The 25,349-nt window shown below is 42.5% G+C and carries 14 protein-coding genes and 4 pseudogenes; 8 read left to right on the top strand and 10 right to left on the bottom strand.

All coding sequences use genetic code 11. The annotated features are described in order from the left end of the window. Positions 1 to 9: 9 nt before the first annotated feature. Positions 10 to 418: pseudogene (locus GKR48_RS13180) on the bottom strand (GTPase family protein); the annotation flags it as partial. Between the two features lie 461 nt (positions 419 to 879). On the opposite strand from GKR48_RS13180, the gene GKR48_RS13175 reads away from it, so the two are divergent. Next, a complete protein-coding gene (locus GKR48_RS13175; protein ID WP_154628399.1) occupies positions 880 to 1,422 on the top strand; it encodes an RNA 2'-phosphotransferase in 543 nt (180 codons plus the stop codon). Positions 1,423 to 1,425: 3 nt separating this feature from the next. On the opposite strand, the gene GKR48_RS13170 is transcribed toward GKR48_RS13175, so the two are convergent. The 4 genes from GKR48_RS13170 to GKR48_RS13155 form a co-directional block, all read right to left on the bottom strand. Next, positions 1,426 to 1,818 (bottom strand): SMI1/KNR4 family protein, encoded by a 393-nt coding sequence (locus tag GKR48_RS13170; protein WP_154628398.1) that lies wholly within the window; start codon positions 1,816 to 1,818, stop codon positions 1,426 to 1,428. 6 nt (positions 1,819 to 1,824) lie between these two features. Further along, positions 1,825 to 13,491 carry a hemagglutinin repeat-containing protein gene (locus GKR48_RS13165; RefSeq protein WP_305071511.1) on the bottom strand — a complete coding sequence of 3,889 codons (11,667 nt, stop codon included), beginning with the start codon at positions 13,489 to 13,491 and terminating at the stop codon, positions 1,825 to 1,827. Between the two features lie 11 nt (positions 13,492 to 13,502). Continuing rightward, positions 13,503 to 15,212 carry a ShlB/FhaC/HecB family hemolysin secretion/activation protein gene (locus GKR48_RS13160; protein WP_230088673.1) on the bottom strand — a complete coding sequence of 570 codons (1,710 nt, stop codon included), beginning with the start codon at positions 15,210 to 15,212 and terminating at the stop codon, positions 13,503 to 13,505. Positions 15,213 to 15,582: 370 nt separating this feature from the next. Further along, entirely contained in the window at positions 15,583 to 15,906 is a 324-nt protein-coding gene (locus GKR48_RS13155; RefSeq protein WP_154628396.1) for a hypothetical protein, read from the bottom strand. A 201-nt stretch (positions 15,907 to 16,107) separates the two neighbouring features. Between GKR48_RS13155 and GKR48_RS13150 the strand changes: the two genes are divergently transcribed. Further along, on the top strand, positions 16,108 to 16,605 hold the full coding sequence (locus tag GKR48_RS13150; protein ID WP_154628395.1) for a hypothetical protein: 498 nt from the start codon (positions 16,108 to 16,110) through the stop codon (positions 16,603 to 16,605). 156 nt (positions 16,606 to 16,761) lie between these two features. Here the strand turns inward: GKR48_RS13150 and GKR48_RS13145 are convergent, their stop codons facing one another. Next, the gene (locus tag GKR48_RS13145) at positions 16,762 to 18,177 is read right to left on the bottom strand and encodes an NAD(P)/FAD-dependent oxidoreductase (protein ID WP_036951608.1); all 1,416 of its coding nucleotides are present in this window, start codon (positions 18,175 to 18,177) and stop codon (positions 16,762 to 16,764) included. A 413-nt stretch (positions 18,178 to 18,590) separates the two neighbouring features. Between GKR48_RS13145 and GKR48_RS13140 the strand changes: the two genes are divergently transcribed. Further along, positions 18,591 to 18,806 (top strand): KTSC domain-containing protein, encoded by a 216-nt coding sequence (locus tag GKR48_RS13140; protein ID WP_036974768.1) that lies wholly within the window; start codon positions 18,591 to 18,593, stop codon positions 18,804 to 18,806. 50 nt (positions 18,807 to 18,856) lie between these two features. Here GKR48_RS13140 and GKR48_RS13135 read toward each other — a convergent pair whose 3' ends face one another. From GKR48_RS13135 to GKR48_RS13125, 3 genes are all read right to left on the bottom strand, one after another. Further along, complete coding sequence (locus tag GKR48_RS13135) at positions 18,857 to 19,318, bottom strand: GNAT family N-acetyltransferase (protein WP_154628394.1); 462 nt, start codon at positions 19,316 to 19,318, stop codon at positions 18,857 to 18,859. 33 nt (positions 19,319 to 19,351) lie between these two features. Beyond that, on the bottom strand, positions 19,352 to 19,870 hold the full coding sequence (locus tag GKR48_RS13130) for a GNAT family N-acetyltransferase (protein ID WP_154628393.1): 519 nt from the start codon (positions 19,868 to 19,870) through the stop codon (positions 19,352 to 19,354). A 102-nt stretch (positions 19,871 to 19,972) separates the two neighbouring features. Further along, positions 19,973 to 20,872 carry a LysR substrate-binding domain-containing protein gene (locus tag GKR48_RS13125; RefSeq protein WP_154628392.1) on the bottom strand — a complete coding sequence of 300 codons (900 nt, stop codon included), beginning with the start codon at positions 20,870 to 20,872 and terminating at the stop codon, positions 19,973 to 19,975. Positions 20,873 to 21,020: 148 nt separating this feature from the next. Here GKR48_RS13125 and GKR48_RS13120 point away from each other — a divergent pair. From GKR48_RS13120 to GKR48_RS13105, 4 genes and pseudogenes are all read left to right on the top strand, one after another. Then, positions 21,021 to 22,031: pseudogene (locus GKR48_RS13120) on the top strand (aldo/keto reductase). A 51-nt stretch (positions 22,032 to 22,082) separates the two neighbouring features. After that, entirely contained in the window at positions 22,083 to 22,880 is a 798-nt protein-coding gene (locus tag GKR48_RS13115; RefSeq protein ID WP_154628391.1) for an SDR family NAD(P)-dependent oxidoreductase, read from the top strand. 27 nt (positions 22,881 to 22,907) lie between these two features. Further along, positions 22,908 to 23,319, top strand: a pseudogene (locus tag GKR48_RS13110) (SRPBCC family protein). A 154-nt stretch (positions 23,320 to 23,473) separates the two neighbouring features. Next, a pseudogene (locus GKR48_RS13105) lies at positions 23,474 to 23,686 on the top strand (DUF1471 domain-containing protein). A gap of 51 nt (positions 23,687 to 23,737) precedes the next feature. On the opposite strand, the gene GKR48_RS13100 reads toward GKR48_RS13105, so the two are convergent. Continuing rightward, the gene (locus GKR48_RS13100; protein WP_036965210.1) at positions 23,738 to 24,058 is read right to left on the bottom strand and encodes a MoaF-related domain-containing protein; all 321 of its coding nucleotides are present in this window, start codon (positions 24,056 to 24,058) and stop codon (positions 23,738 to 23,740) included. 267 nt (positions 24,059 to 24,325) lie between these two features. On the opposite strand from GKR48_RS13100, the gene GKR48_RS13095 reads away from it, so the two are divergent. Further along, positions 24,326 to 25,258, top strand: coding sequence for a TIGR03571 family LLM class oxidoreductase (locus tag GKR48_RS13095; protein ID WP_154628390.1), 933 nt, complete (start codon positions 24,326 to 24,328; stop codon positions 25,256 to 25,258). The last annotated feature ends 91 nt before the right edge of the window (positions 25,259 to 25,349 follow it).

Here is a 25,349-nt window from a genome sequence, read left to right as displayed (position 1 = left end):
TAGCGACAGTGGCTCTATTTTGTCGGCTTGGTTCAGTACGAATAGAAAGCGTTCAGGATGATAGCCACATTGCTCCGTGAGAAAACGATAGCACTGTTCATCGGAAGACCACGCTCTGTCGTCGGCTTTGAGTACCCAGATGATGAAATCTAGTTCTGGCAATAAGTTGCGGTATAGCGAGTGGTACTCTTTATCTAGTTCAAGGCATTCCCCGACACCGGGTAAATCCACAAAGGTGATCGTATAGCTGGGATTGGAAGAGGGCATTGATTAAGCTGGATTTTCCGGCTCCCGTTTTGCCCATCAGACCGATGGTGGGGGAGTAGTTGATTAAGTGGTTGAGTTGGTTGAAAAAAGAGGTTTGGAATGAATTGGGTAGAGCAGATAATAGGGGTTTAAAGTGAGAGTTCTGAGACATATTACTCCTTGAAATAAAATAAAACCATAGTTAATCAAGGTGATAATATATATTTGAAATCATTTGCAACAACAGCACTCATTAATAGGAGTTGTCACGATGTCTAAGCGTGATTATAGTGTAAAGACACAGAGAGCTAAAGAAGAAACGGTAAAATCAAGACGATATACCGTGGGATACTTGCCGAATCGACAAAGACCCAACCCCAGTCCATAGATGATCATCAGCAGTAAATAGCTGAAAGAGTTATGGTTTTAGGTGGGCGCGCACTACACCCTCACTCGCCAAGCCGGCCAGTTGATTATCCGGTTAGCTGAGAGCGAATAAGATGGCTAAGGAGATCTCCGCGTAGAGCTGGGATCTCCTTTTGCCACACCAATAACATATTGATGAAGCTGTGTACCATTCAATAATAGACACCGACTAGCTCCGCAATATTCGAGATTGTTTAAGGTTGTTAAATGAGTGAAAAACATACAGATATTAGTAAGTTTTTAAGTTATATATTACGTCACCAACCAGAAACCATAGGTTTATTTTTAGACAAAGAAGGATGGGCAATTATAGATGACCTTATTCTTTGTTCTGCAAAAAAAGGATATGTACTTGATAAGATTCTTATTCGTAATATCGTTGATAATAGTGATAAAAAGCGCTTTACAATCTCAGATGATGGATCACGTATTAGAGCCTCGCAAGGGCATTCCTCTCAGCAAGTAAATATTGATTATAAGGAAAAAGCCCCTCCATTTTTTTTATATCATGGAACAACTAAACGATTTTTACCTACAATAAGAGAGCAAGGTTTACTCCCTATGTCACGACAGTATGTTCACCTTTCACCTGATGAAAATACTGCTATTTCAGTAGGTCAACGTCATGGAAAACCAGTTCTACTGAAAATAAAAACCCTGAACATGTACGAACAGGGCTTTAAATTTTATCAAGCTGATAATGGAGTTTGGTTAACAGAACAAGTGCCTTATGAGTTCATCCAAGAATAACTACTATTCATCATTTGCCTGCTCTGCTTTATAGCGGGCTGACTCAAGACGAGCTATTTTCAGCCATTCTGTAAAATTATCAGTGTATCCTCTATCTTCCCAGCCAGCAGAGGCGAATGCATGAACATAAAATACCTTTGGATCTCCCGAAGTATCATCCCCGTCAAAGCAAACAATATCATCAGAGTAAGATAGTTTTGCGAATGGGATTAGCTTTCTTGTTGGGTATTGATTCTTCATTTCAAGCAACCAATATTTCGCAAATTTTTCAAACTCACATAAAAACCACCAAGGATCTAAATCTAAAATAACCTCTTGATTTATGATTTCCAAAAAAGTATGCGGAAATTGAAATCCTTTTGGTAATTCATCTAATGAATAAATATAACATGACATACGATATTAATCCTTTGGCTTTCCAGTTACCCTAGGTGGCTCATTAGAGCCATATGGATTATTTTTACTAAAACCACCGCTTTGTTTATCAATTCTTCCTGTAATGGCTTCGCCCCAAGTTTTAGGCTCAAACCCTTTTCTCGGATCGGAAAACCGCGCTGATTCTGCGGCTGTTAATTTTTCATCAAAACTACGTAAATTAGCTTCAACTTTAATACCAGCATCCCTAGCCGCATTTATTCTAGTATTGTCTATACTAGTCATTTTTCCATCTGGCATTTTAACAACATCAACGGGAGCACCTTTCCAACCATCTTTTTTCATGCTGGAAACAAGATCATCGTAATTATATTTCACACCAGTACCCAGTTCTGTTTTATTGTATGAAACTGTATTTTGCGAAAAACGAATTTCATTAGCGTCAAATGAGATTGCATTTCCTTTTGGTGGAGTCACATCAGGTTTCACATTCGGCTTACCTGTAACTTTATTTCCTAAATAACCACCTGATACCGCCAATCCACCAAGACCAACATTGATACTACCCTCAGCTATTTTTCCATCTGCAATTTGTGCAAGACCAGTTCCAGTCTGATAAGAGCCTCCTGAAATCAAAGCCAACCGCATTATTTGGCTAGCTCTACCCGGACCCGCCAATAAAGCATCCGTACCTATCGCCGCTTGCCATGCATGCCTTTCTTCCGCACTCAATTGACCTAAGGCTTCATAATAAGCGGAGCGATCATTTTTAAACCCACCAGGATACTTTAAGATAATTTCTATCTGTTTTTTCGCATCGCTTTCACTCATGCCTCTTAATTGTAGCTGTATCCCAATGGCATCAAGGTACTCGGTTAATTCAAGTTGTCCTTTACTGTCTAATTCTCCCTTACGATAGAGATCGACTAACTTATCGGTATAAGCATCTTTATCCGATAGATAAATAATATCTTGAGAGGCTTTCTTTAAGTTTCTCCCCGCCTTTTGATCTTCAAGTGCTCTATCTCTTGCATCTCTATCATCAGGACTTAATAAATTATTCTCAACCGTCGTTTTCCCAGCCTGCGCAGCATTGGCAGCCGTCGACGTATCACCGCCAACTAAACCACCGGCAATGCCTGCTGCTAAACTCGCGAACGCGCTGACGGTCGCTTTTTCACTTTCACTCAGCTGGCTTGGCTCTTTACCGTAAAGCTTCTCGGATAACATCCCAACCGCTTCACCCGTAAAAGCACCTAACGATTGGGCTCCCGCATTCTCCCCTTTTGCTAGCGCTAATGCAACGTTCGCTATCGCATGGGCGGCAAGGCGACCGGCTTTATTGTCTTCCCCAATATTTTTGGCGATTTCATTGGCGATATACGGCGCGCTGGCATTGGCAATGGCTTTGTTAACATCGCCGCTAGCAAGCCCTTGAACCAGTGCCGTGCCCGCTTCCACCATTCGACGATTATCGCCTCCGACACCCCAGCCTGAACCTTGAATCGCGGCTTGGATTGCCTCTTCACGCGCTTGCCCAGTCAGTTCAGGGTGCTTTTTGTTCACATCATTTGTCGCATCGATTGTCGCTTGCGTTACCGCAATATCGGTAATTTGCTGACCTATCTCCCCAATTAGTTGTACTTTCTCAATCCGTTTTTGCTCTTTTTCTTTGTCAAAAATCGTATTGAGTTTTTCATGGGCATTGTCCGTATCGCGGCTTAAATCCGCCACATTTTGCTGCTGATTATCCTTATCTCGAATAACAATTTCACCCTCAGACACCGCCGAGTGTGTGGTGTTGCTCGCCGAGCCACTGCCGTTCACATTGGTCAATAAAGAGCCCGCCGCGTTCGTGACAAACTGCTCGCCGATAGGCACTTTGCCCGTGCTGAATCCGCCACTTTGGCTGTCAACGTTGTAGTCGGCTTGGTTCTTGATATCCCCAAAGCCCAGCGTACCGGTGTCGAGCTTGTTTTTGTCTTTGTCTGCGGTCGAGGCGATAACCGCCCCATCCAGTTGGGTGTGTTTATCGACGGTGATATCAAAGCCGCCTTTGCCTGCCTGGATACCCGTTTGTTTGTCCACCGATTGATAATCGCTGTGCATCTCGGTTTTACTGGCACTGATGCTGCCGTTCACACCACCCGCTTGGCTAACGCTGCCGCCGGCACTCATGCTGGTCTGTTTGGAATCGTATTGGTCGGTGGTTTGCTGGCTCGACAGGGTTAAGTCGCCGCCGACCGTGGCTTTGACGGTTTCGCCTTTGAGGTGTGCCCCTGTCAGTGTGGTGTCTTTACCACTTTCTAACGTCAGTTGTTTACCCGCCGTCACCTCGGTGTCGGTATAGAACTGGCTGTTGCCTTTCTCAAAGCCTTTACCTTGGTTCACACTGGCGTTAACACTAAATCCATCGGTGCCATAACCCACCCCCACAGACATCCCAGAACTTTTGTTTTTACCATCCACAGTTTGAGTGTTTTTCGCACTGTTTAAATCGATATCATTTTTTGCCATCAGCGTGATATCTTTTCCTGCATCCAATTGGCTGCCTTGCACGGCAAGATTACCTTGGCTGCCGGATTGATTACCTGTGGCCGTGAGGGTGATATTGTCCCCCGCACTTAAGCTGCTACCCGAAGCGGTATGCTGCTCGGTTTTGGTGGTTGAAGAAGACGAACTGCTGCCGTAAGAGACATTTACGCCGATGGAGGGGGCCTTATTTTGAGCCTCAGAGAGTCGAACGCCTTGTACGGCTTGTGTGCCTTGTAAGCCAGCTTTCATGCCTTTGAGTGCGGCTAACTGGCTATCATCTTCACTTTTGGCTGACTGTGCCGTCTGCACCATGCTATCGAGAGCCGCGCCTGCGGTACCGCCCAATGAAACAGTCAGTCCGCTGGACTTTGTTTCCACTTTGGTCAGGTCGGTTCGGCTATTTTCCACCGCTGTGATATGAATATCACTGGCGGTCACCTTGATATCTTTCGCCGCAATCACATCACTGCCGTGAATATTCGCCGTGTTACCCGCCGTTAATGTCACATCCCCCGCAGTGCTGCCTATCACACTGCCTTTTTGCTGGTTACTCTCACTTTCTTGGGTCACTTTTTCTGACGTTTTCCCCACCGTGAAGCCAATACCACCGGTGCCCATTATCCCCGATTTTGTCGTTTTCGAGATATGAGTTTCATCTTGGGTTTCGTCCACTGTCGTGACATTCAGCTGATTACCCGCATTGATGGCCACATCTTGAGTGCCCAGCACATTACTGCCGCTCACAATCACATCATGCCCTGCTGTGATATTGACTTTATCCCCACTCAACGTACTGCTGATAGCGGTGTTATCCGTCACGGCATCATGAGTTTCTTGCGTTTTGCTCGATAAGAATCCTTTTTCAGTACTCTTCGTGTGTTTGACGAAATCCCCAGTTTGCTCCCCAGCGGTAATATTGATATCACGCCCAACATTGACAGATAAATTTTGCTGGCTGGAAATATCAGCCGCTCTCGCAGATAAGTCTTGGCCTGCGCTCAGCGTCAAGTCACCTTGAGTTTGGATATGACTTCCGACTTCCGCGGATGTTTTTCCGCGATAATAGTTACTGGAATTTCGAGTGTAATCAAAAGAGGATGCGACCTCACGGGTAGTTAAGCTAATATCTTTCCCTGTAATCAGCTGAGTTTTACCATTTACCCCTAAATTGCCCAAATCACTGGCAATCAAGTTAATATCTTGAATGGCTGTTAGGGTTAGTTGACCATTATCGCCCGTTACATAAATACTGGCTGGGCGGTCGAGCCATTTGGCATCCCCCTCTGTACGCTGCGCAGTTTCACTGATGATATCGCGTCCCGCAGAAAGCGAAACGTTATCTAACCCACGAATGGCTCCGCCAACATTGTGGATATCTTTTAATGCATTCAATTGAACATTTTTGCCTTGAATGCTACCGCTATTTTGAATGTTTTCTGCACGTAAATCAGTGAATTCTCGGCTGCTGATCTCTCCGCTGTTGAGAATATCCCCTGCCATATCAACACTAACATTGCGTCCAGCCAACAGAGCTCCATTGCCGTTTAAGTCCCCTTGACGCGCTCTGACGTATACTTGTGGGACACTCACTTTTTCGACTCGCCCATCAGGAAGCGTGACTTCTTTGTTCACCATCCAGACAATATCGCTTGTCAGATTTGCCATCTGCTCCGGTGTCAGTGCAACCCCCGGCGTGAGGTTAAACTTCTCGCCATACGCAACGCCGTTGGTTAATAGGTGGCGATATTGTTCTTCATCGCTTTGGTAGTTTCCTAGCAAGCGCTGTCCAGTGGTGGCAATGAGTTGGTCACGCACTAAACGCTGCTCATAGAAGCCATCACCTAGGCGCTTATGGAGCTGATCATGAGTGACGATATCGATGCTGGATAACCATTTTTTGTAGTTAGTGAAACGGGCATCGGTTTCAATCAAATACTTGCTATCACTTGAAGGTGTGATGTTAAACAGACTGTTGTCCGGTAGCGTGATGTTTGGGCCTACCGTTCTGATCACCGTATTGAGATTATCTTTGGTTTCAGACGCCGTTTCTGGCGTTATGGTTTGTATTTGCCCCGCATCGTTTTGCGCACCAATCACTTGACCATGATTAACATCAGCACCGTGAATATCCGTTGATTTATCGACATGTTGATTGTCTTTAACATCCACTTTTGTGCTGATATTCGGCAATTGCGCCACTTCAACTTGCTGGCCAGCCTGTAATTCTAAAGGAACATTTGTCCCCCTTTTGAGGCTTTGTTGTGTGACTAAAGCACCTTGGTTGTTCTGAATATTGGAATCAGAAACAGAGGAAGCAGTGCCCCCCAGCTGCTGAAGATTAATTTTACCAATCTCAGTTTTAGCAATATCCCCTGCATTTTTGGTGACCTCTAACAAGAACAAAGGCAGCTCTTCAGTTATGTTAAGTCCTTGGTATTTAGACGTATGCGTTTTCGTCTTCCATTTTTTACCCCCTTTATAACGCTCGATTGTATTGCCTTTATCAAGCGTATGGCGGATCCCTTTAGCCTCATCATTAGTCAGCTTATACCCTGTTAATATGAGATCTTGCCCAGCAACAATGCGAGAGTTTTCATTATTTAACTGTTGACCTTCCAGCTTTAAATTCTTGCCGCTGGTAATTAATGCAGCATCACGCTCTAATACCTGCGTTTCAGAGATAATTCGGTCATATTGGTACTCATAGAAATTTTTTGTCCAATTACCATTTTCAAACATCCGCCAACGGTTTGACTTCTCATAGTGAATACCCACATTTTTATTGATTGTACCGTCTTCATTAATAGCATAACGAGTGCGGTTACCGTTACGTGGCTGTAATTTATAACGGCGCCCATTTCCCCAATCATACCAATCAAATTTTTCACGGCTCACTTCAACGGGCTTTTCTGTCAGCTTCAAGTAAAGATCTTTATTTTCCAACAAATCGGTACGTAGAGTGAGATTGCCATCCGCCTCAATATTGGCACTGTGGTTTTTCACGCTTTTTGCGTGACCATAGGCTTGTAGCTGGTCATTAAGCGCATAACCAATGACTAAATCACCATCACTGTAAATCAGTGCATGGTCTCGGTTAAGTAAGTCATCAACCGCCAAGTTAACACTTTGACGCCCCGCAATCACCGCAGCTCTATCATCTTGTTTGTCATTGATTAACTGCTTGGTGGCAATCGTCAATTCATCACCGTAAATGCGCCCAGTCCCTAAGTTACTTAGCGATTGTGATTGAATATAGGTCTGAACACCGTCAATTAGCCCAGTGTTGAGGGTATTGCTGCTGGCGGTAATGTGTGTTTTTTGCCCACTAATTTCACCGGATAATGTATTGATCATATTTGTGGTGGTTAAGGCGAGCTCGCCTAAGCTGGAAAACAGCCCTTTGTTCGTAAAACCTTGTCTAAAATTAGCAGTGAGGCTTTCACCGACTTGAATGTGACCTGTATTTTCAACCTGTTGATTAATATCTAATGCCAGTGATTTCTGAGCAATGATTTTGCCTTCGCCTGTCAATTGATTGGCATTAATCGCGGCAGTACCGTTACTGACAATCACACCTTGCTGATTGGTTAAATCCAGCAACTTGCCTTTAGCATTATCATTTAGCGCCAATAATGATCCCGCAGATAACATACCTTGGTTGTTGTTTATCTGCTGAGTGACAATAGCGCGAATGGCAAGCCCAGCACGGATAGCACCAGCTTGGCTATTCAGTGAGTTTGCTTGTATATCAACATTTTTCCCTTCAATCCCCTTAGCTGATTGATGGGTATTTTGGTTATCAACCAGGTTTGCTGTGATGGCGAGAGACTCGTTCGCCTTGATCCAACCTTGTTGATTGAGAATATTGCGTTTCGCCACCAGCGTTGCATCATTCAAGCTCTGCAAAACACCGCTCGTATTTTCTATTTCATTCGCATTAATCGCCAGCTTGCCACCTGATAACACCTGTCCATTCTGGTTGTTCAGGCTCTGGGTAAGATTAAGTTGATGAGTACCTTGCGACTGAATAACGCCTTTTTGGTTATCCAGTAATTGGCTGGTAAGGCTTAATGTTCCTTGGCTTAATACGGTGCCTTGCTGGTTAGTCACCTGCTTTGCCGTAATCGCAAGGTCTGATTTCCCTTGAATCGCGCCTTGGGTATTTTCGAGACCCGCCGTTTTTAACTCAACGCGATCATTTCCCGCAATCACACCCTGCTGATTGAGTAAGTTTTGGTTCTGTGTATTGATAACGATATTGCCAGCCGAAACTTGCCCACTTTGGTTATCAAATTGCATCGTCGTGAGATGCGATGCCTCCGCACTTTGGATTTGACCGTGCTGATTATGTAAGTCACCCGAATTTACCGTCAGGCTTCCAGCACTTAAAATACCACCACTTTTTTGCGTGTTTTGGTTACGGATTTGCTGCCCATGGGTATTTAAACTGAGTTGATTGCCCGCTTGTAAACGCCCTTGCTGGTTATCTATCTCCCCCGACTGTACAGATAAACTATTTGCCGCAAGAATTTCCCCTTGTGTGTTGTCTACCTGTTTTTTCTGAGTATCTAGGCTTATCGTATTGGCTTGAATTTGCCCTTGGCGGTTAATGATTTCTCCGACCATCAGCGCCAAATGTTGTCCCGCAAAAATACCGTGACCCGCATTTTTAGTTTGGTTGGTTAAGCGATGACCTTGAGTATCAATGGAAACGTTTTTACCTTTGATAACGCCTTCCGTGTTATCTAATTGAGTGACGTCTAAACGCAGGTCAGCCTGACTGCCCACTAAGCCATTTTGGTTATTCAGTTGCTGGCTCTTGAGCGTTAATTGCTGTTTCGCCACTACTCGACCAGATAGGTTATCAAGATTGGCGGTTTTCAGTGACAGGCTACCTTGGGCATAAATACCTTTATCTTCACCACTTTGTGTATTTATCAGCGCAGTACCGTGTGTATCTATGACGGAATTTCCGCCAGATTGAATGGTGCCTTGGTGGTTGTCGATTTTACCTGAATTCAGTGTGAGATTTTGAGTCGCTAACACATATCCATCTGTATTATCAAAACGCGCTTGGTGGGTGTCGATATCAATCTGTCCACCTTGCAGATAACCTTTTTGGTTATTTATCAGTTGATTACTCAACTGTAAAAGCTGCGCCGCTGCAATTAACCCAGCTTGGTTATTCACGGCTTGTGCGCTCGTGATATCAACCTGTCCTTGGCGAGAAACAATTTTCCCTTGTTGGTTATCAACCTGTTTTGCCGTGAGATTGATCTCCTTTTCTGCAACAATTGCGCCCTGCTGGTTTTTTAATTCATTTTTGGCATCAATCGATAATTGACCTTGCTGCGCTGTTATAATTTGGCCACGTTGGTTATCCAATACAGCGGCTTTCAGTTGCAAATCACCATTGCTTCCGATTTCACCCTCTTGGTTATTTAGATTACCAGTCAAGGAAATCACACCAGATTGGTTGCCTGTCTGTAACAGTTTTCCGCCTTGGTGATCAAGCGAGTTTGCTGTGATTTGAATACGCTCAGCTTGGGTTATGCCTTGGTTTAAAATCAGCTGATTACCTTGAATATTCAGCGATTTCCCAGCCAGCAATTCACCATTTTCGCCTTCCAGTGTTTCACTGTTTAGGGTTATATCTCCCACATTACTGATGATTTTACCTGCACGGTTAATCAGTGATTGTGTTTCGATAAACACGCCATGGCGTCCAATCAAACTGCCATCGGTATTATTGAGCGCTTGTTTAATTTCGAGGTTTAGACGCCCTTGTTTGGCACTAAAAATTTTACCGCTTTGGTTATCGAGTTGCTGAGCAAAAATAGATAATGCTCCATTGCTGCTAATATCGCCTGCTTGGTTATTCAAGCCTTGTTTAACATTAATGTTGCCTTGTTGCTCGCCCAATTGAACCAGCGTGCCATCTTGGTGGTTTAATGTCTCTGCAGTAATTTGGATATTATCCGCTTGAGTGGTGGCATGAGATAAATCGGCATCACTTGCTGTTAATGTCAGGCGACCTTGAGATAAAATTTCTCCCGTCTTGCCTGCCAGCGATTGGGTTGTAATTACCGTATCACCTTGCTTGCTAATCACTTTACCATCAAGGTTATTTAGGGTTGCCGATGTAATAGTCAGCCCTTTTTCACCAAACAGTGTGCCTTGTTGGTTATCGACCCCTCGTTTTGCTGCAAGAATCAGTTCCCCTACTTTTGAGGCGACCAGTGTTCCTTTTTGGTTATTAATCTGCTCGGCATTAATCTCCAACGTACCTTGACTGCTAATATTTCCTAATTGGTTATCAAGGGTTTCCATCAAGCTAATTTCGCCTTGCGATGAGCCAGTTTGCAGCATTTCACCATGCTGATGAGATAAACTTTTACCTTCAATATTTATCTGGCTTGCCTGTGTTATTGCATTATCAAGGTTAAGCTGTTCACCACGGAGTACCAGCTTACCGTTAGATAAAATTTCACCTTTTTGCCCGTTAAGTTGCTGCGTTGTGATGACGTTATCGCCTTCGCTACCAATGATTTTCCCAGATTGATTATTGAGCTGCTGAGTGGTGAGTTGAATACCGTGATTCCCCAATAAGGTGCCTTGGGTATTATCAAATTTGTGTAGGATATTGAGAGTCAGTTTCCCTAATTTTGCGGCGATGATTTTGCCATCTTGGTTGCTGACACTGTTGGCATTAATCGCTAGTTCACCATGAGTGGAAATTTCACCGCTATTGTTTTCCAGAGCACCTTTAACGTTTAAGATTGTTTTATCTTCACCACTTTGAAGTAGTACACCACCGTTATGAATAAACTGCCCTGCCATCACGGTAATCTGACTGGCTTGGGTTAAACCACGACTTAGGTCAAGTTGGTGACTCTCAATACGTAAATTGCCTTTTGCAGCAATAACCCCCTCATCCCCGACAATATTGTTCGCCGTTAATTGGCTATTACCCGATAAAACATTTAACGTCCCTTGTTTATTAATAAGATTGAGCGTGTTTATCGCAAGGTTTTTATCCGTTTGGATTGTCCCTTGGGTATTATCGAGTTTGTTATTGGCGGTGATTTTTATTTGATGATTATCATGGGTAAAAATTTTACCTTTTGAATTATCAATTTGTTGCGCTTGAAGAGTTAAGTCTCCTTTCGTCGCTATCTTACCTTGTGCGTTATCAATACGATTTACCACATCGATTCGCGTGTTCTGGCTTCCTGTTTGCAGTAAATCTCCACCACGATGAGAAAAATCATCGGCTTTCATCGTCACTTGGGCTGCTTGCGTCGTGGCATTGTCTAAGTTTAATGACGACGACGTAATATTCAGTCCGCCGTTAGTTAGAATTTCCCCTTTCTGCCCATCCAGTTTTTGAGCCGCTATCTCAATCCCTTGCTTGCCCGATGCCAACACGGTGCCTTGTTGGTTATTCACCGTTTGGCTCTGTACTGTGAGCTTGCCATCACGGCTAATCACCTTGCCCGACTGATTATCAAGCTGTTGGGTTTTGATGGAGGTGTCACCCGCAAGGTTGATTTCACCCTGCTGGTTATTCAATGTTTGCGTGTGTAACTGATTCGCGGAGTGACCTTTTTGAACCAATTTACCTTGCTGGTTGTTGATAAAATCGGGTGCCGTAATGGTCAGATTATTCGCGACAATTTCCCCGGACTGATTATTCAGGCCTTTTTGGGCCGTTAATGTTGCATTGTCCGTCGCCAAAATATGCGCAGCTTTGGTGGCAATATCCGATTGGGTTGCCGTCACAACAATATCGTGCGCTAGGGTATTGGAATTCGAGAGGTCGACACGTTCCGCGGTAACCGTAAACGTATCTTTCGCTACAATTTCGCCGTTGAGTGCGGCATTTTCATTCGCTGTCACCGTTAAGTGACCGGATGATGTGAGTTTACCTTTGCTATCCACCCCAGCCGCCAGTAGTGCGCTGTTATCGCTCGTCACCGCTTTCGCGTTGAGTGAAGTATCACGCCCAGCAACAATTTGCCCTTTATCGGTATTGGTGATTGCCTGTTTGGCGGTGAGCTGGACATGTTGGTTAGCTAGAACGGTACCTTGGTTATTAATTGTTTGTTGGCTTTGGATATCAACGTTTTGGCTCGCGGTGATCCCCCCTGTGTTACCGATTTTACCGTCTACCGATAAGGTGATATTGCCCGCTTCAGCCCCAATATGCCCGGCGTTACGAACACCGACGCCGTGCTCAGTTCCGCGCATTTTGATGGTGTTGGCGTACATACCGCCGAGTGCAGAGACATCCAACGCAAATGCAGGGGCATCATCCGTTTGGCTATTATCGGTTTTGATGATGGTTTGACCGTCTGCACCGACAGTGTTTTTTCCCGTCGTGATGACTAAATCTTTTGCATGCAATTTGGCGTTAATGTTCACCGAGCGCCCAATCAGCGCGGTATAGTTGGTTCCGTTGCTGTTATAGCCTTTACCAACAACATTGATGTTGCCCTTATCAACGTCAAAGCCTTTAACTTTACCGTTTTCAATCAGGGTTTTACCCGCTGACAATAAAGCTTTATCCGCGTTGATAAACCCGCAGCCATTACAAGTGATCCCCGCTGGGTTAGCAATGATGACGTCCGCACGCTTTCCTGCCACTTCAATGAAACCATTAAGTTGGCTTGGATTACGACTGTTTACTTCATTCAGAATGATGGACGCCTCGCCTTTTGCCAGCCATTCGTTACCTTGAACCAACCCGCCTAATTGTGTATTGGTGGTACTGCGGCTGTTATTGAGGATCGCCCCTTTTTGGTCCACATCAAATTGGCTGTATTGGTTGCGCGATACCCCATCACGATTGGGTGCTTGGATATTGACCTGCGGCAAGCCGTTTTGGGTATTTAGAATCGTCGGCTGTTGATTTCCCGGCGCACTGCCATCGGCTTTAATCTCCGAAGCTTGTGCGTGGAAATTCACCATCCCCAGAGATAGCCATAAGGTCACGGCGACAGGTTTTACAGCCCAACGAATACGACAATGGCTTTCATCGGCAACTGGATGATCTGTTTGGCATGCTGGTCCCGCACGATGGCTACGCGTAATGTCTGCAACCACCATCACCATCTGGCGCGCAGCATTAAAAATTAAACGATAAAATAATTTGTTCATCGTGATAGACCTCAATAATTCCAATTAACAGAAAAAGTCAATGTCGCCGGATCCGTTTTGAACCCGTCAGGTTTTGAGAACGGGGTACCCACGGATAAGTCATAACTCAGGTTGGTAGGCGAAATCGCGCCGCGTAACCCCAGTACACCGCCTGCTAATGTGGTGCCTAAGCTGTCACGCGCACCGTGACCACCAATTTGCCCATAATCCGCGCCTAAATAGAGTTCTTGTTCAGGCACTGGGGTTACCCATGACAACGTGTTTCTCAGCGTCCATCCGCGGTTGGCACTGAGTGTTCGTTCACCATCAAAACCACGTACCGTCCAGCGGTTACCCATGCTGAATTGGTCTTGTGGAGTCAGTGGCGTGTCACTGATTTGGCGTAGATATTGAGTGTCAAAGCGCAGGGATTGGTCTGCGATTTTAAATGGCACGCTAGCAGAGGCTGAGAATTGGATAATTTCAGCAAGTGCAGTCGCATAATCGGATGAATTGGGATCGTTAGTTTCTTCAAATGCCGGCATCGCACCAAACCAACGGGTTCCTTTTTGATAACTTGCCCCCGCCGTTAAGGTTGATTGCCCCACATACTGACGGTGATTTAGTCCCACTTTCCATGCGGTTGTACGGCGCTTTTGCCCTTCAATTTCGGTATCGCGGACAAAGTTGCGAGTCTCTCGCATAAACAGGTCATAGGATGCCGTAGTTTTTGCTGTGGCATCGCGATACAGCACATTACTCAGCTGGAAATTAAGGCTCTTGCTCTTACCGCGGTATTTAATGTCCCCATTCAACCCAGCGATAGATTGGGTGTATTCATAATCACTTCCCGTCGCCGCAAATTGCCAATAACCAAACGGAACCGAATAATGGGCACTGTAGTTAGTGGTGTTTTTGCTGTCTGTGAAGCTCAAATCACGGGTGGCTGTCACATACAACAAGTCACTGAGTGACGTTGGGTTATCCAGTGCCAACATCACACCCGATTGGTATTTTCCGGTACTTTTAGTCCCCGTGTTATCCACCCATGCGCCTGCATGCCAAAAGCGGGATTGTTGGCGATTAATCACGATTTGGGTCTCACCTGGGCCATCCCCCGGTACCATTTCCATAGAGGCTTGCACCGTCGGTAATCGTTGCAGATTTTCAAGTCCTTGTTCGATATCCCGCAAATCCAGCAAGTTTCCTTCACGCGCAGGCATGGCGGTGTACAAGGTACTGTATTTGGATGAGCCATCCTTGAACACCACTTTTTGAACATGTCCCGGCATCACCACCAACTTAAGGGTACCCGTTGATAAGTCTTGTTCAGGAACAAGAACACGGCTGGTGATCCACCCATGACCAATCAGGCGATTCTGTATATCAGTGACCAACAGGTTGATCCCATCGACACCAAGGCAATGACCCACACCTTGATCGGCTAAGCGCTGAACAGGTACCCAGTGAGGCAATCCCTCTTGTCCAGTGATGGATACCTGTTGAATGACGAAACACGGAGTTTCCGGTGGAAACTGCAGTTGCGTCTGGGTTATTGGAGCCGACAGGCTCACATCAGGGGCTTTAGCCTCAAACTGTTGCTGCTGAGCCTGCTGCTGTTGATTCTGATGGTTAAATAAGTTGTCTGTGTTGTCTGGTTTTAACAATGAAGCTGTAGCTTGTGTAGGAAAACAGAATGGAAAAAACACTAATCCAACAAATATTGAGCGAGTCTTAATCATTAATTTTTTTACATCCATGTCGAGTTTATTAAAAAACGACAAAACTTTACATTAATCCTTACAAATGGCAATAAGCTAAATTCACATTTTTTGTTAAAGGAATAAGAAAAAAGGAAACTTAAATGCGGAATTTGGATAAACTTAATTTAAAGTTTATTTTCAATTAGTTAGAGCAAAACCCTGATGGAAATCACTGTTTTAAAATCCATTTTCGGGATATAAAAAAAACCGATTGCTTATCGTCTTGTTAAACTAATTCAATAAATTATAAATTTTATTTTTATTTAAAATATAAGAAAAATTACGCAGTTTTATCTAATAAAAGCGTGCGTATCTCAGAATATTCTCAAGAAGGTACGGATGGTAGATATCAATCTTTCAACGTTTTCGCCATTTGCATTTTTAACCAAAAGGTTTGTTGGCATAGGTTAAAAAACTCTTTTTTGAGAGGTAAAACAGAACACTCCGCGGAATCAATAACCTGCCAAATAATCCAGCGCTCAGGACATTGGCTATCATTATCTGGAATGGAAAGCTCGATTTCTTCAGTACATTGAAGAATAACACCATCATGAAAACGCCACTGCCGAATAACTTGCATAATTTCTGACAGGGTGTCTTTCTGACGCTGATCCAAGATAACGTCACATACAGCCTGTTTTTCCATCGTGCCTAATATGTATTTTGCTAACATAGTTTCATTTTATTCATAAAAATATTGCGTCAATGGCATGCTCAAAAAATCCTTATAGACACCAAAAATGCTTAATCATGCAAAATAATTAGATATCAATTACAAAGTCTAAATAAAATCTAAAGAATACCGTTAATCCTATATCCTCTATTGCACTTAAATTGTACGTTGCTTTATCAGTTCAAAAATGAAAGGTTTGTTATGTTTAAAAAATTACTTTTATCCCTTATTTTAAGCGGTACGGTTGTTTCTGGCGCTATGGCTAACTCAACCTGTTTGCCTATAACTAATCAAAGTTTAACGAAAAGCGGTTTGCCAACCCCTAAAAATAGTACCTCTTTTGCAAATTATACCGAGGTCACTAATAGCGTTTTCAGTGCCATAGCTAAATATATGACCTCAGAAGAGAGAAATGACGTTGTGTGCACCAAAGATGCCTTTAGTTATTCTATTTATATGTCTAATGAGCAGAAAATTGCGAAGATTTGTGAAACAAAAAGCGGCTGTGACGATTTAAAAACCATTTTCCTTGTTATTGCGAATATTGATATTAATGAAGGAACTGAAGCCAAATTAAAAGCAGCAATGGCAAAAGCAGGGATTACAGAAGCCAACATTAGAGATGCCCCAGCAAAACTAGAGCAATTTATTGGTCAATATGAAACGCAGTTTACCCAGCATTTTGGTGATTTAGAGTAAGGTTGCTTTTCAGTCAAACCTAATATCGTCGAGAAATGATAAAAGAACGGTTGCACTGTTTTGATCTAATTTTAACTTTCTGTCGATACAAAAAAGCCCTAAAAATGAGGGCTTTAGTATTTTTATATCAACATTAATGTCAACAACAAACTGTACTTAGAAACGATATAGGCTAAATGCTTTCGGGTTAATGATTGGCTCTTTACCTAACAGAATATCTGCGGTCATTTCAGAAGAAACTGGGCTTTCAGTCATACCCCAACCAGTTGCTGTGTTGATAACCAGACCCGGATATTCCTTAACTTCAGAAATAATTGGGTTTTCATCTGGTGCGATAGCCATCGCCCCACTCCACTGGTCAATTAATTTAGAGTCTTTAAATGCAGGGAACTCAGTTTTCAGTTTTTCCAGAGATGAATTCAGTTCTGGTAAGTCTGGTAATGCCGTCATATCACGGTTTTTCTCGAATGGAGAAACTTCATCTAATTTCCAGCTGGTTTCTTGAGTAAACGAATTAATCAGCTGTTCGTTTAATGAAATATGAACAGGGAAGTCAGGCAATGCTAACAATGGCAGATATTTATAGCCATAAGTGAAGGATTCTTTAACAACAGGCGCCACGATCACGCGAGGAGAAGTTGCATAGGTTCCATCGGCTTGTTCACGGAAGTAGATATTGCCCGGCAGAGCAACGTTTCCGCCCGGTGCATTTGGTGCCGCGCTAATCAATTGTTGTGATTGATAAGCTGGTAATGTTGGAACATCTACACCCAGGTTTTGCATGAACAGACGAGACCAAACGCCGCCCGCAACAACAACTTGAGAAGTTTTGATTGCGCCTTTCTCAGTCACAACATCAGAGATCACACCCGCTTGAGTTTCTAAGCCACGTGCTGCACAGTTGGTATAGATCTTAATACCAATTTTCTTCGCATACTCTGCCATAACGAATGCGGTAACTTCTGCATCGAAACTACCGGAATCTTCTTCGAAACCTGCAATCTTCCAATCAGACTTCGCACCACGAAGACGCTGATTTAACTCGCTTCCTTCGATCATGCGTGTTTTGAATGGAATATCAGAGCCAACGTTTTTATGACGCTCATCCATCCACTGGCGAACATGAACCAGATCTTCTTCATCCAGAGGAACTTCTACACGGCCTTGAGTACGATAAGTAGTATCAACCCCCACTTTCGCATTCATATCACGCCAGCGGTGTTTGCCTAAATGGTGTAATAAGAAGGTTTCATCGGTCATTTTGTATGTAATTGCCTGACCATAGAATCGAGATGATTGCTCTCCCGCAATGTTCCCTTTTTCTACAATTACGACAGATAAGCCACGTTCAGCAAGGTTAATCGCCGTCATTACACCTAAGATACCAGCCCCAATAACAACAACATCAGATTGCTGTGGCAATGCGCCAGGCGTTCCTTCAACAAAACCAACACGTGGCTTACCCGGAACAAATCGCCCTTCACGAGTCAACATCGGAGTTAAAATACCGGCTCCCGCTGCGACAGCGACTACAGAACCACCAATAATAAATTTTCTTCTGGTTATTGCCATTTCGACACTATTCCTTATACACGACCAATATTACTAATAAAAAAACTATTCTATTTTATATTATTTGTTAATCATTCGTAAACTGATAGTAAATAGTGTTTATTATATTCACAACTCCATTTTTTTATCTTTAAAACTGCATAAAAACAATTATAAATATTATTTGTTAATTTTGACTTTTTAAAAATAATCCAATTTAATCATGCAATTAATTCAGCAATACCGTGATATATTTAACCTTTTGATTTAAAATAATAATACATAAAAAATCATCTTTTTTAGATTATTATTCATTAGCAATTAATGCTTATTGTTATGAATTAGTCTAATTTAGAGATCAATATTATTGGTTAGTGCCTAGAAACCTCTAAATCTTGGCATTAAATACCTCTATTAGGCGTGAGAAATGGCATATGGGTAGGCTATATACTGCAGAATCAGAATTGAATTCCGTGCATGATGATCACGAAACAAAAACGTTAGAGGTGGAGTATTCACAAAAAGGTAGCTATCAATATAGCAATGTTTCCTTTCACATTTACCAAGGCTTAATGGTTGCTGAAAATAAGCCACATTATTTAGAATGTTATGTAATGAAAAAATACGCTTTTATTAGGGTTTATTATTAGCCATTGTTGATCACTATATATTGTTTATCACCATAAAGAGACCACCATCGTTATAACATTCTCACCATTACCGCATTATGAAGCACCATTCCCCTGACAGTCACTTTCTGCCGCTTAATAACTTCAAATTGGTTGATTTTAAAAAACATTTCAGCGGATAAGCTCACATGAGCCCATAATTTATTAATCCTCTTAAATTGGGCTACGTTGATAATCTGATGAATCAGTGCAGTGCCAATGCCACAGCAAGGCTGAGCAACAAAAAAATGGTCAATATACCCATCATCTTGAAGGTCTGCATAGCCAACAATCTCATTCCCCCTATAAGCAACAAATGGCATTAATAAATCCATTTTATTTTGCCATTCCTCAGCCTTGAACATTTTTGGTGCCCAAGCATCGAGTTGTTCCTTCGTATAGTAAGAAGCGGCTATAGAATGAATGGAGGTATAAAATATTTTATGCAGTTCTTCTGCATCACTGGGTTTGTAGGGTTTTATATCTATTTTCATCTCAATAATAATGGATAAGATTGAATTTAAGTTTTATGGCTTAAGCTTGAACATCAGTGTCGTCGATTCCAAATGGCCGTTAACTGATAATGCAAACTGAGGTATCTCACCACTGATCTGCCATCCTAAAGAGCGATATAAATCGACCGTCATGCCCTTAGTCACCGTATCCAGTGTGAGAAGTGTTAACCCTGATTCCCACGCAATTTGTTCAACTCTACTCATCAATTGTTTTGCAAAACCGTTGCCTCTATAGCGAGGTAATACGAGTAATTTGCAAATTTCACCTCGGTGCTTACCATTTAATTTAGAGCATAAATCTAATCCTACAGTAGCGACAACTTGATTATTCACTTCCACCGTCACGAGCTTAAAAGCATGTGTTGTTAATGCACCATTAACGCCAATCCAATAATTTCTCATGTCATCAATCTGTGTCTCTGCGCGCGTATACCCCACGCTCGCACCACCAAGAACACATTCATATAATAAGCGAGTCAATTCATCTATTTTGCTTTCACTTATTTTATCGTTATAGCATTGAATAATCATGTTGGTACCTGCGGCTATAGATGACATCATATTTTGTATATAGAAAAACACATTTCACACAATACCAAGTGGCTATTGATATTCTCGATTTAACATATCAATTTAGTCATGTTGGATTTGGCTTAAGATCTCCCTAAAATGAATAACCAACGGGCGTAAATTTGCCTTATGCCACACAGCCCAAAGCTGAGTCGTCATATTCATCCAAGGCACCTCTCGTACAATAGCCCCTTTAGGTAAATTATACCGCAAACCATTTTGTATCAATGTGACGCCAAGACCCGCAGCGACGAGACCTAATGCAGTTAACGGTTCTTCTGCCTCTAACCGAATATCCGGTCGAAATCCAGCTTTCACACAAGCAGCAACAAAATCATCCCTCGAATGTGAATTATCGTTGTTGTGTAAGACGGAAATCCACTGCTGGTCGGTGAGGTCTTCAGGGGTGATCTCCGCTTTTTCAGCAAGAGGATGATGATGAGGTATCGCAACGAGCATATGATCATTGAGTACTTGAAAATATTCTAACTCACTCTCTTTACCTTCAGGCGGTGTATCAACCATTGCAAAATCAAGGCTGCGTTGACGTAGCCCTTCTAATTGGCGTTCTGGAGTTTGACTATAAAGCGCAATATGCACATCAGGGCGCGAATCCCTCAACACACTCAGAGAACTAGGTAGAACGCCTGAATGCATGGCATTTTCAATGTAACCCACACATAGCCCACCATCTTCTCCTCGACCTAAGCGACGACCTAAAGATTCTAGGCGATTGGCGTGAGTGAGAAGTGAACGAGCTTCCGTTAAAAACGTTTGTCCATCAGACGTTAAACGGATCCGTTGCTGACTTCTTTCAAAAAGCATTAAGCCAAGTCTTTCTTCTAATTGAGAGATTTGGCGGCTTAATGGGGATTGGGAGATATGCAGACGCTCCGCTGCACGCCCAACATGTTCCTCTTCTGCTACAACAACGAAGTAGTTGAGTTGGCGCAGGTCAATCATAGTTGATTCCTTTAATATCTCAAGTTAGATAAATTATGTCCTATCATGTCAGAACAAATCAACCTAATATTTCCACCACGACAGGATGGCACGCTGTCCTGAAATATTATGTTGCTGATAACAATCTAATTTATTAAGGAATAACAATATGAGTATTAAAAAACTACTGCCTAGCCAAATTGGTTTCGGTGGTGCACCACTCGGTAACATGTTCAGAGCTATCCCTGATGATGAAGCACTGGCAGCGGTACATGAAGCATGAAATTTAGGTATTCGTTATTTCGATACTGCACCACTGTATGGTTCCGGTTTATCTGAGATCCGCATGGGGGAAGCACTATCTCAATATTCACGAGATGATTATGTGTTGAGCACCAAAGTGGGTCGCATCATGCTAGATGAGATGGAAGATCCAGCAAAACGTGATTTCGGGGAAAAAGACGGTATTTTCGAACATGGTTTGAAAAACAAAATTCTGAATGACTACTCTGAAGATGCAACGTTGCGCTCTATAGAAGATAGTCTGAAACGTTTAAAAACAGACCGTATTGACATCGTCTGGATCCATGACCCTTCACAAGATTTCTACGGAGATAGCTGGTTAGAACATTTTAATACAGCACGTACAGGCGCTTTCCGAGCGTTGACTCGTTTGCGCGAAGAAGGTGTGATTAAAGCTTGGGGCTTAGGGGTTAACCGCGTCGAGCCTTGTGAGTTAACGCTGGGTCTAGATGAGCCAAAACCAGATGCATTCTTATTAGCGGGTCGTTATAGCTTATTAGATCACAGTCGTGCACTTCAACGACTGATGCCCGAAGCATTAGAACACAACGTTGATATCGTTGTTGGTGGTCCATACAGCTCCGGTGTATTGGTCGGCGGCGAGCATTTTGAATATCAAAAAGCCTCTCCTGCTATTCATCAGCAAGTGGCGAAAATTTATCAAATTGCTCAGCAATTTAATGTTGATGTTAAAGCTGCCGCATTGCAATTTTCATTAGCTAACCCAGCCGTTGCTGCTGTGATTCCAGGCTCAAGCCGTCCAGGTCGTATGGCGGATGATTTAGCCGCATTAGCCACTAAAATCCCAGCTGAATTCTGGTTGGAAATGCAGCGCCAAGGTTTGATTGCCGCGAACGCACCGTTACCCATTCGTTAATTGCGCAACAATGAGTAAGTACGCATAACCTACTCATCTTTAAGGATTGATATGAAATTAGATTTGAATAATCGCGTCGCTATTGTTAGTGGCTCAACATCGGGTATTGGTCTTGGTATTGCGCGTGGCTTAGCAAAAACAGGTGCAACGGTCGTGATCATCGGGCGTAGCCAGAGCAGTGTCACTAATGCCATGAACTCTATTAAAGATGGCGTACCTGAAGCAAAATTACGTTCGGTGATCGCTGACTTAGGGACAGAAGAAGGCGCTAAGGTGTTATTTAACCAAGAGCCGACTGCCGATATCTTAATTAATAATTTGGGTATTTTTAACAGCAATGACTTTTTTACTGTTCCAGATACTGAATGGTTAGATTTTTACAATATTAATGTACTTTCTGGTGTGCGCTTGTCACGTCACTACGCACAACACATGGCTTCACAAGGTTGGGGGCGTATCATTTTTGTTTCCTCTGAATCGGGTGTTGCAATACCGAGTGACATGATCAATTACGGTGTGACGAAAAGCGCTAACCTCGCAGTATCGCATGGTCTCGCTAAGCGCCTTGCTGGAACAGGTGTGACGGTGAATGCAATCCTACCAGGACCAACCTTTACCGATGGATTAAAAGAGATGCTAACGGATGCTATGGCGAAATCTGGATTATCGGCTCGAGAACAAGCGGATGAGTTTGTCAGAAGCGCACGTCCAAGCTCCATAATCCAAAGAGCCGCAGATGTTGATGAAGTGGCTAATCTTGCTGTGTATTTAGCATCCCCCCTTTCATCTGCAACAACCGGCGCCGCATTGCGTGTCGATGGTGGTGTTATAGATACACTTGCAATGTAACGAATTTTAAAATCAAAGGAAATTATTATGGCTAATACAACGGTTTCTATCGAAATTCCTGCTTCGCCTGAACAAGTTTGGCAATTAATGGGAGGCTTTGATTCGCTTCCTGATTGGCTTCCGTTTATACCTAAAAGTGTGATGAGTGAAGGCGCTCGCGTGAGAAGCTTAACCACTTCAGACGGTGGTACTGTCATTGAGCGGTTAGAAGCGTTTGACCACACAGGTAAAAAATTATAGTTATTCGATTATTCAAGCGCCCTTCCCTGTCATTAATTATTTATCGAATATCAGTGTGCATGAAACTGAAAATAAACATGTATCTCATGTTGAATGGACTGGACGTTTTACACCCGTGAATGTCAGTGATGAAGAAGCAGTAAAATTATTTACGGGTATTTATCAAGATGGTTTAGAAGCATTAAAATCAAATTTTTAATTTATTTAATCTGTCTATATTTAATAATAATAACGATTATTCTCTTTTTAAGAAAAGAGTATTGCGAAGTTAACGCTATTAAATAACAACAAAAAGAATACACTGTACTCATCGCCTAAATCATTAGGTCAATTAAATTAAAGGATATTATTCAATGAAAACATTAAAAATGTTAGCAGCTGCTATGACTTTGTCTATTTTTTCATTCGGCGCTTTTGCTCAATCAGTCACCGCAACGAGTGATACACTTTCCTCTGCTGAAGCTATTATTGCGCAAAAAGCGCAATAAGCAGGTGCTTCGGGTTATAAAATCACAAGCGCAAGAATGGGAAATTCTGCAACAGTCAGCGCAGTATTAATTAAATAAAAATACGATTACAATAAAAGCCCTGTAAAGGGCTTTTTATTAAATAAAAACTTATTTCAACTCTGTAATAACACCTTCCATTACAAAGAACTGACCATTCATCATCGTATAATAAGCGTATGACTTACCGAGTAAAAAATTATCACAATGCACAACAGTTGAATTGTCGCTTTCTTGCCAAGAAATCAAAAAATTATCTCCATCTACTGCTTTGGCAGTATATGGGACATGCATTATAGAACCTTTTAAATCACCATTTAAAAACTCAATAGTCACGGTTTTACCGTCAGTCGTATAGGTGTTTTTCACTTGCAATCCGTTATCCATTTCAATTTCAAATGACTTACCCAAGAAATAATATTTTTCTGTCATCACTAACCTCATTAAAAATAAAACAGCTGTTATTTTTAATATAGTATGTTACTAATGTATGATTGTTCTTTTATTTGCAATAGTCTTTTCTTTATAAAGAAACAATAGACAATGACATATCAATTATAATAAAAAATTCCCAAACATGTACCACGCCGCTACCTTTGCTTTTATCGCGAAATATTATTGTCATTATTCATATTTACTTCAGATGTCATATCCAGAAAATAATCACATCTAAACTCTATTTCTTATTTAAGGTTAATTATGAATACTCATCAATTTATAAATGAATCATTTTCTATTGGCATCGAATTACCCCTTGATAATGATTGGTCTTCAACAGGACAAATAAAACGTCAACAAGAAAATCGACCTTTTGGCGTACCGGATATGAAAGAACATGCATCTAGGATCAAGTTGGCGGATAAGTTAGGTTATCGCGCAGCTTGGGTACGAGATGTCCCTTTCTATGACCCTAACTTTGGTGATGCTGCTCAGGTATTTGAGCCATTTTCCTATCTGGGTTACCTCGTAGGGATCACTGAAAACATCTTACTTGGCACCGCCGCGATTGTTCTGCCTTTGCGCCAACCTTGGCTAGTTAGAAAATCAGCAGCAACACTACAAACATTAAGTCATGAGCGCTTATTACTGGGTGTCGCGAGTGGAGATAGACCGATTGAGTATCCTCTTTTTGATGTCAACTACCCTGATAGAGGTAAATTATTCCGCCAACATGTTGATATTCTAACTGGCAAAAAAGACGCACAGTTACCCACTGGCGTACAAATTTTACCAGAACATCAGCCTATCCCATTATTTGTCGCGGGACTTGCTCAGCAATCGCCGGAATGGATTGGGCAACATATGCAAGGTTGGCTTGCCTACCCAGGTCTCCCAATTGATCATACCGAAAGGGTTAAACTATGGCGCAATGTTGCGGGGAGTAAGCCGTATGTCAGCTTTATTCATCTTGATTTTATTGATGATATAAACGCGCCAATCCAACGCCACCGTTTTGGTGTAAAAACAGGTCGAAATGGATTGATCAAAGAGTTAACCGCAATGAAAGCCGCAGGTGTTAACCACATTGGTTTACAATTTCGCCGTAATGAGCGCCCAATAGAAAAAACATTAGAAGACATTAGTCTGTCTGTCTGTCTTGCCAGAATTTCACCAATAGTCACCATAAAATGAGGGACGATACGCCATTTTATCTCCCTCTTTCAATGAGTCACATTTAAACACCGCTAACAATCCTTCCATTGATTATTGCGATTTTAATAGA

The sequence above is a fragment of the Providencia sp. wls1943 genome (genome assembly GCF_009706275.1).
Classification (GTDB): domain Bacteria; phylum Pseudomonadota; class Gammaproteobacteria; order Enterobacterales; family Enterobacteriaceae; genus Providencia; species Providencia zhijiangensis.
The sequence above is the reverse complement of the archived record's forward strand: the minus strand, read 5'-3'. Positions and strand labels throughout refer to the sequence as shown.

What these genes read in the sequence shown, in the direction of transcription:
- GKR48_RS13150 (WP_154628395.1), top strand. Translation starts at nt 16,108, where the DNA reads ATGTTTAAAAAATTACTTTTATCCCTTATTTTAAGCGGTACGGTTGTT.
- GKR48_RS13115 (WP_154628391.1), top strand. Translation starts at nt 22,083, where the DNA reads ATGAAATTAGATTTGAATAATCGCGTCGCTATTGTTAGTGGCTCAACA.
- GKR48_RS13135 (WP_154628394.1), bottom strand. Translation starts at nt 19,318, where the DNA reads ATGAAAATAGATATAAAACCCTACAAACCCAGTGATGCAGAAGAACTG.
- GKR48_RS13165 (WP_305071511.1), bottom strand. Translation starts at nt 13,491, where the DNA reads ATGAACAAATTATTTTATCGTTTAATTTTTAATGCTGCGCGCCAGATG.
- GKR48_RS13175 (WP_154628399.1), top strand. Translation starts at nt 880, where the DNA reads ATGAGTGAAAAACATACAGATATTAGTAAGTTTTTAAGTTATATATTA.
- GKR48_RS13095 (WP_154628390.1), top strand. Translation starts at nt 24,326, where the DNA reads ATGAATACTCATCAATTTATAAATGAATCATTTTCTATTGGCATCGAA.
- GKR48_RS13145 (WP_036951608.1), bottom strand. Translation starts at nt 18,177, where the DNA reads ATGGCAATAACCAGAAGAAAATTTATTATTGGTGGTTCTGTAGTCGCT.
- GKR48_RS13155 (WP_154628396.1), bottom strand. Translation starts at nt 15,906, where the DNA reads ATGTTAGCAAAATACATATTAGGCACGATGGAAAAACAGGCTGTATGT.
- GKR48_RS13130 (WP_154628393.1), bottom strand. Translation starts at nt 19,870, where the DNA reads ATGATTATTCAATGCTATAACGATAAAATAAGTGAAAGCAAAATAGAT.
- GKR48_RS13125 (WP_154628392.1), bottom strand. Translation starts at nt 20,872, where the DNA reads ATGATTGACCTGCGCCAACTCAACTACTTCGTTGTTGTAGCAGAAGAG.
- GKR48_RS13160 (WP_230088673.1), bottom strand. Translation starts at nt 15,212, where the DNA reads ATGATTAAGACTCGCTCAATATTTGTTGGATTAGTGTTTTTTCCATTC.
- GKR48_RS13140 (WP_036974768.1), top strand. Translation starts at nt 18,591, where the DNA reads ATGGGTAGGCTATATACTGCAGAATCAGAATTGAATTCCGTGCATGAT.
- GKR48_RS13100 (WP_036965210.1), bottom strand. Translation starts at nt 24,058, where the DNA reads ATGACAGAAAAATATTATTTCTTGGGTAAGTCATTTGAAATTGAAATG.
- GKR48_RS13170 (WP_154628398.1), bottom strand. Translation starts at nt 1,818, where the DNA reads ATGTCATGTTATATTTATTCATTAGATGAATTACCAAAAGGATTTCAA.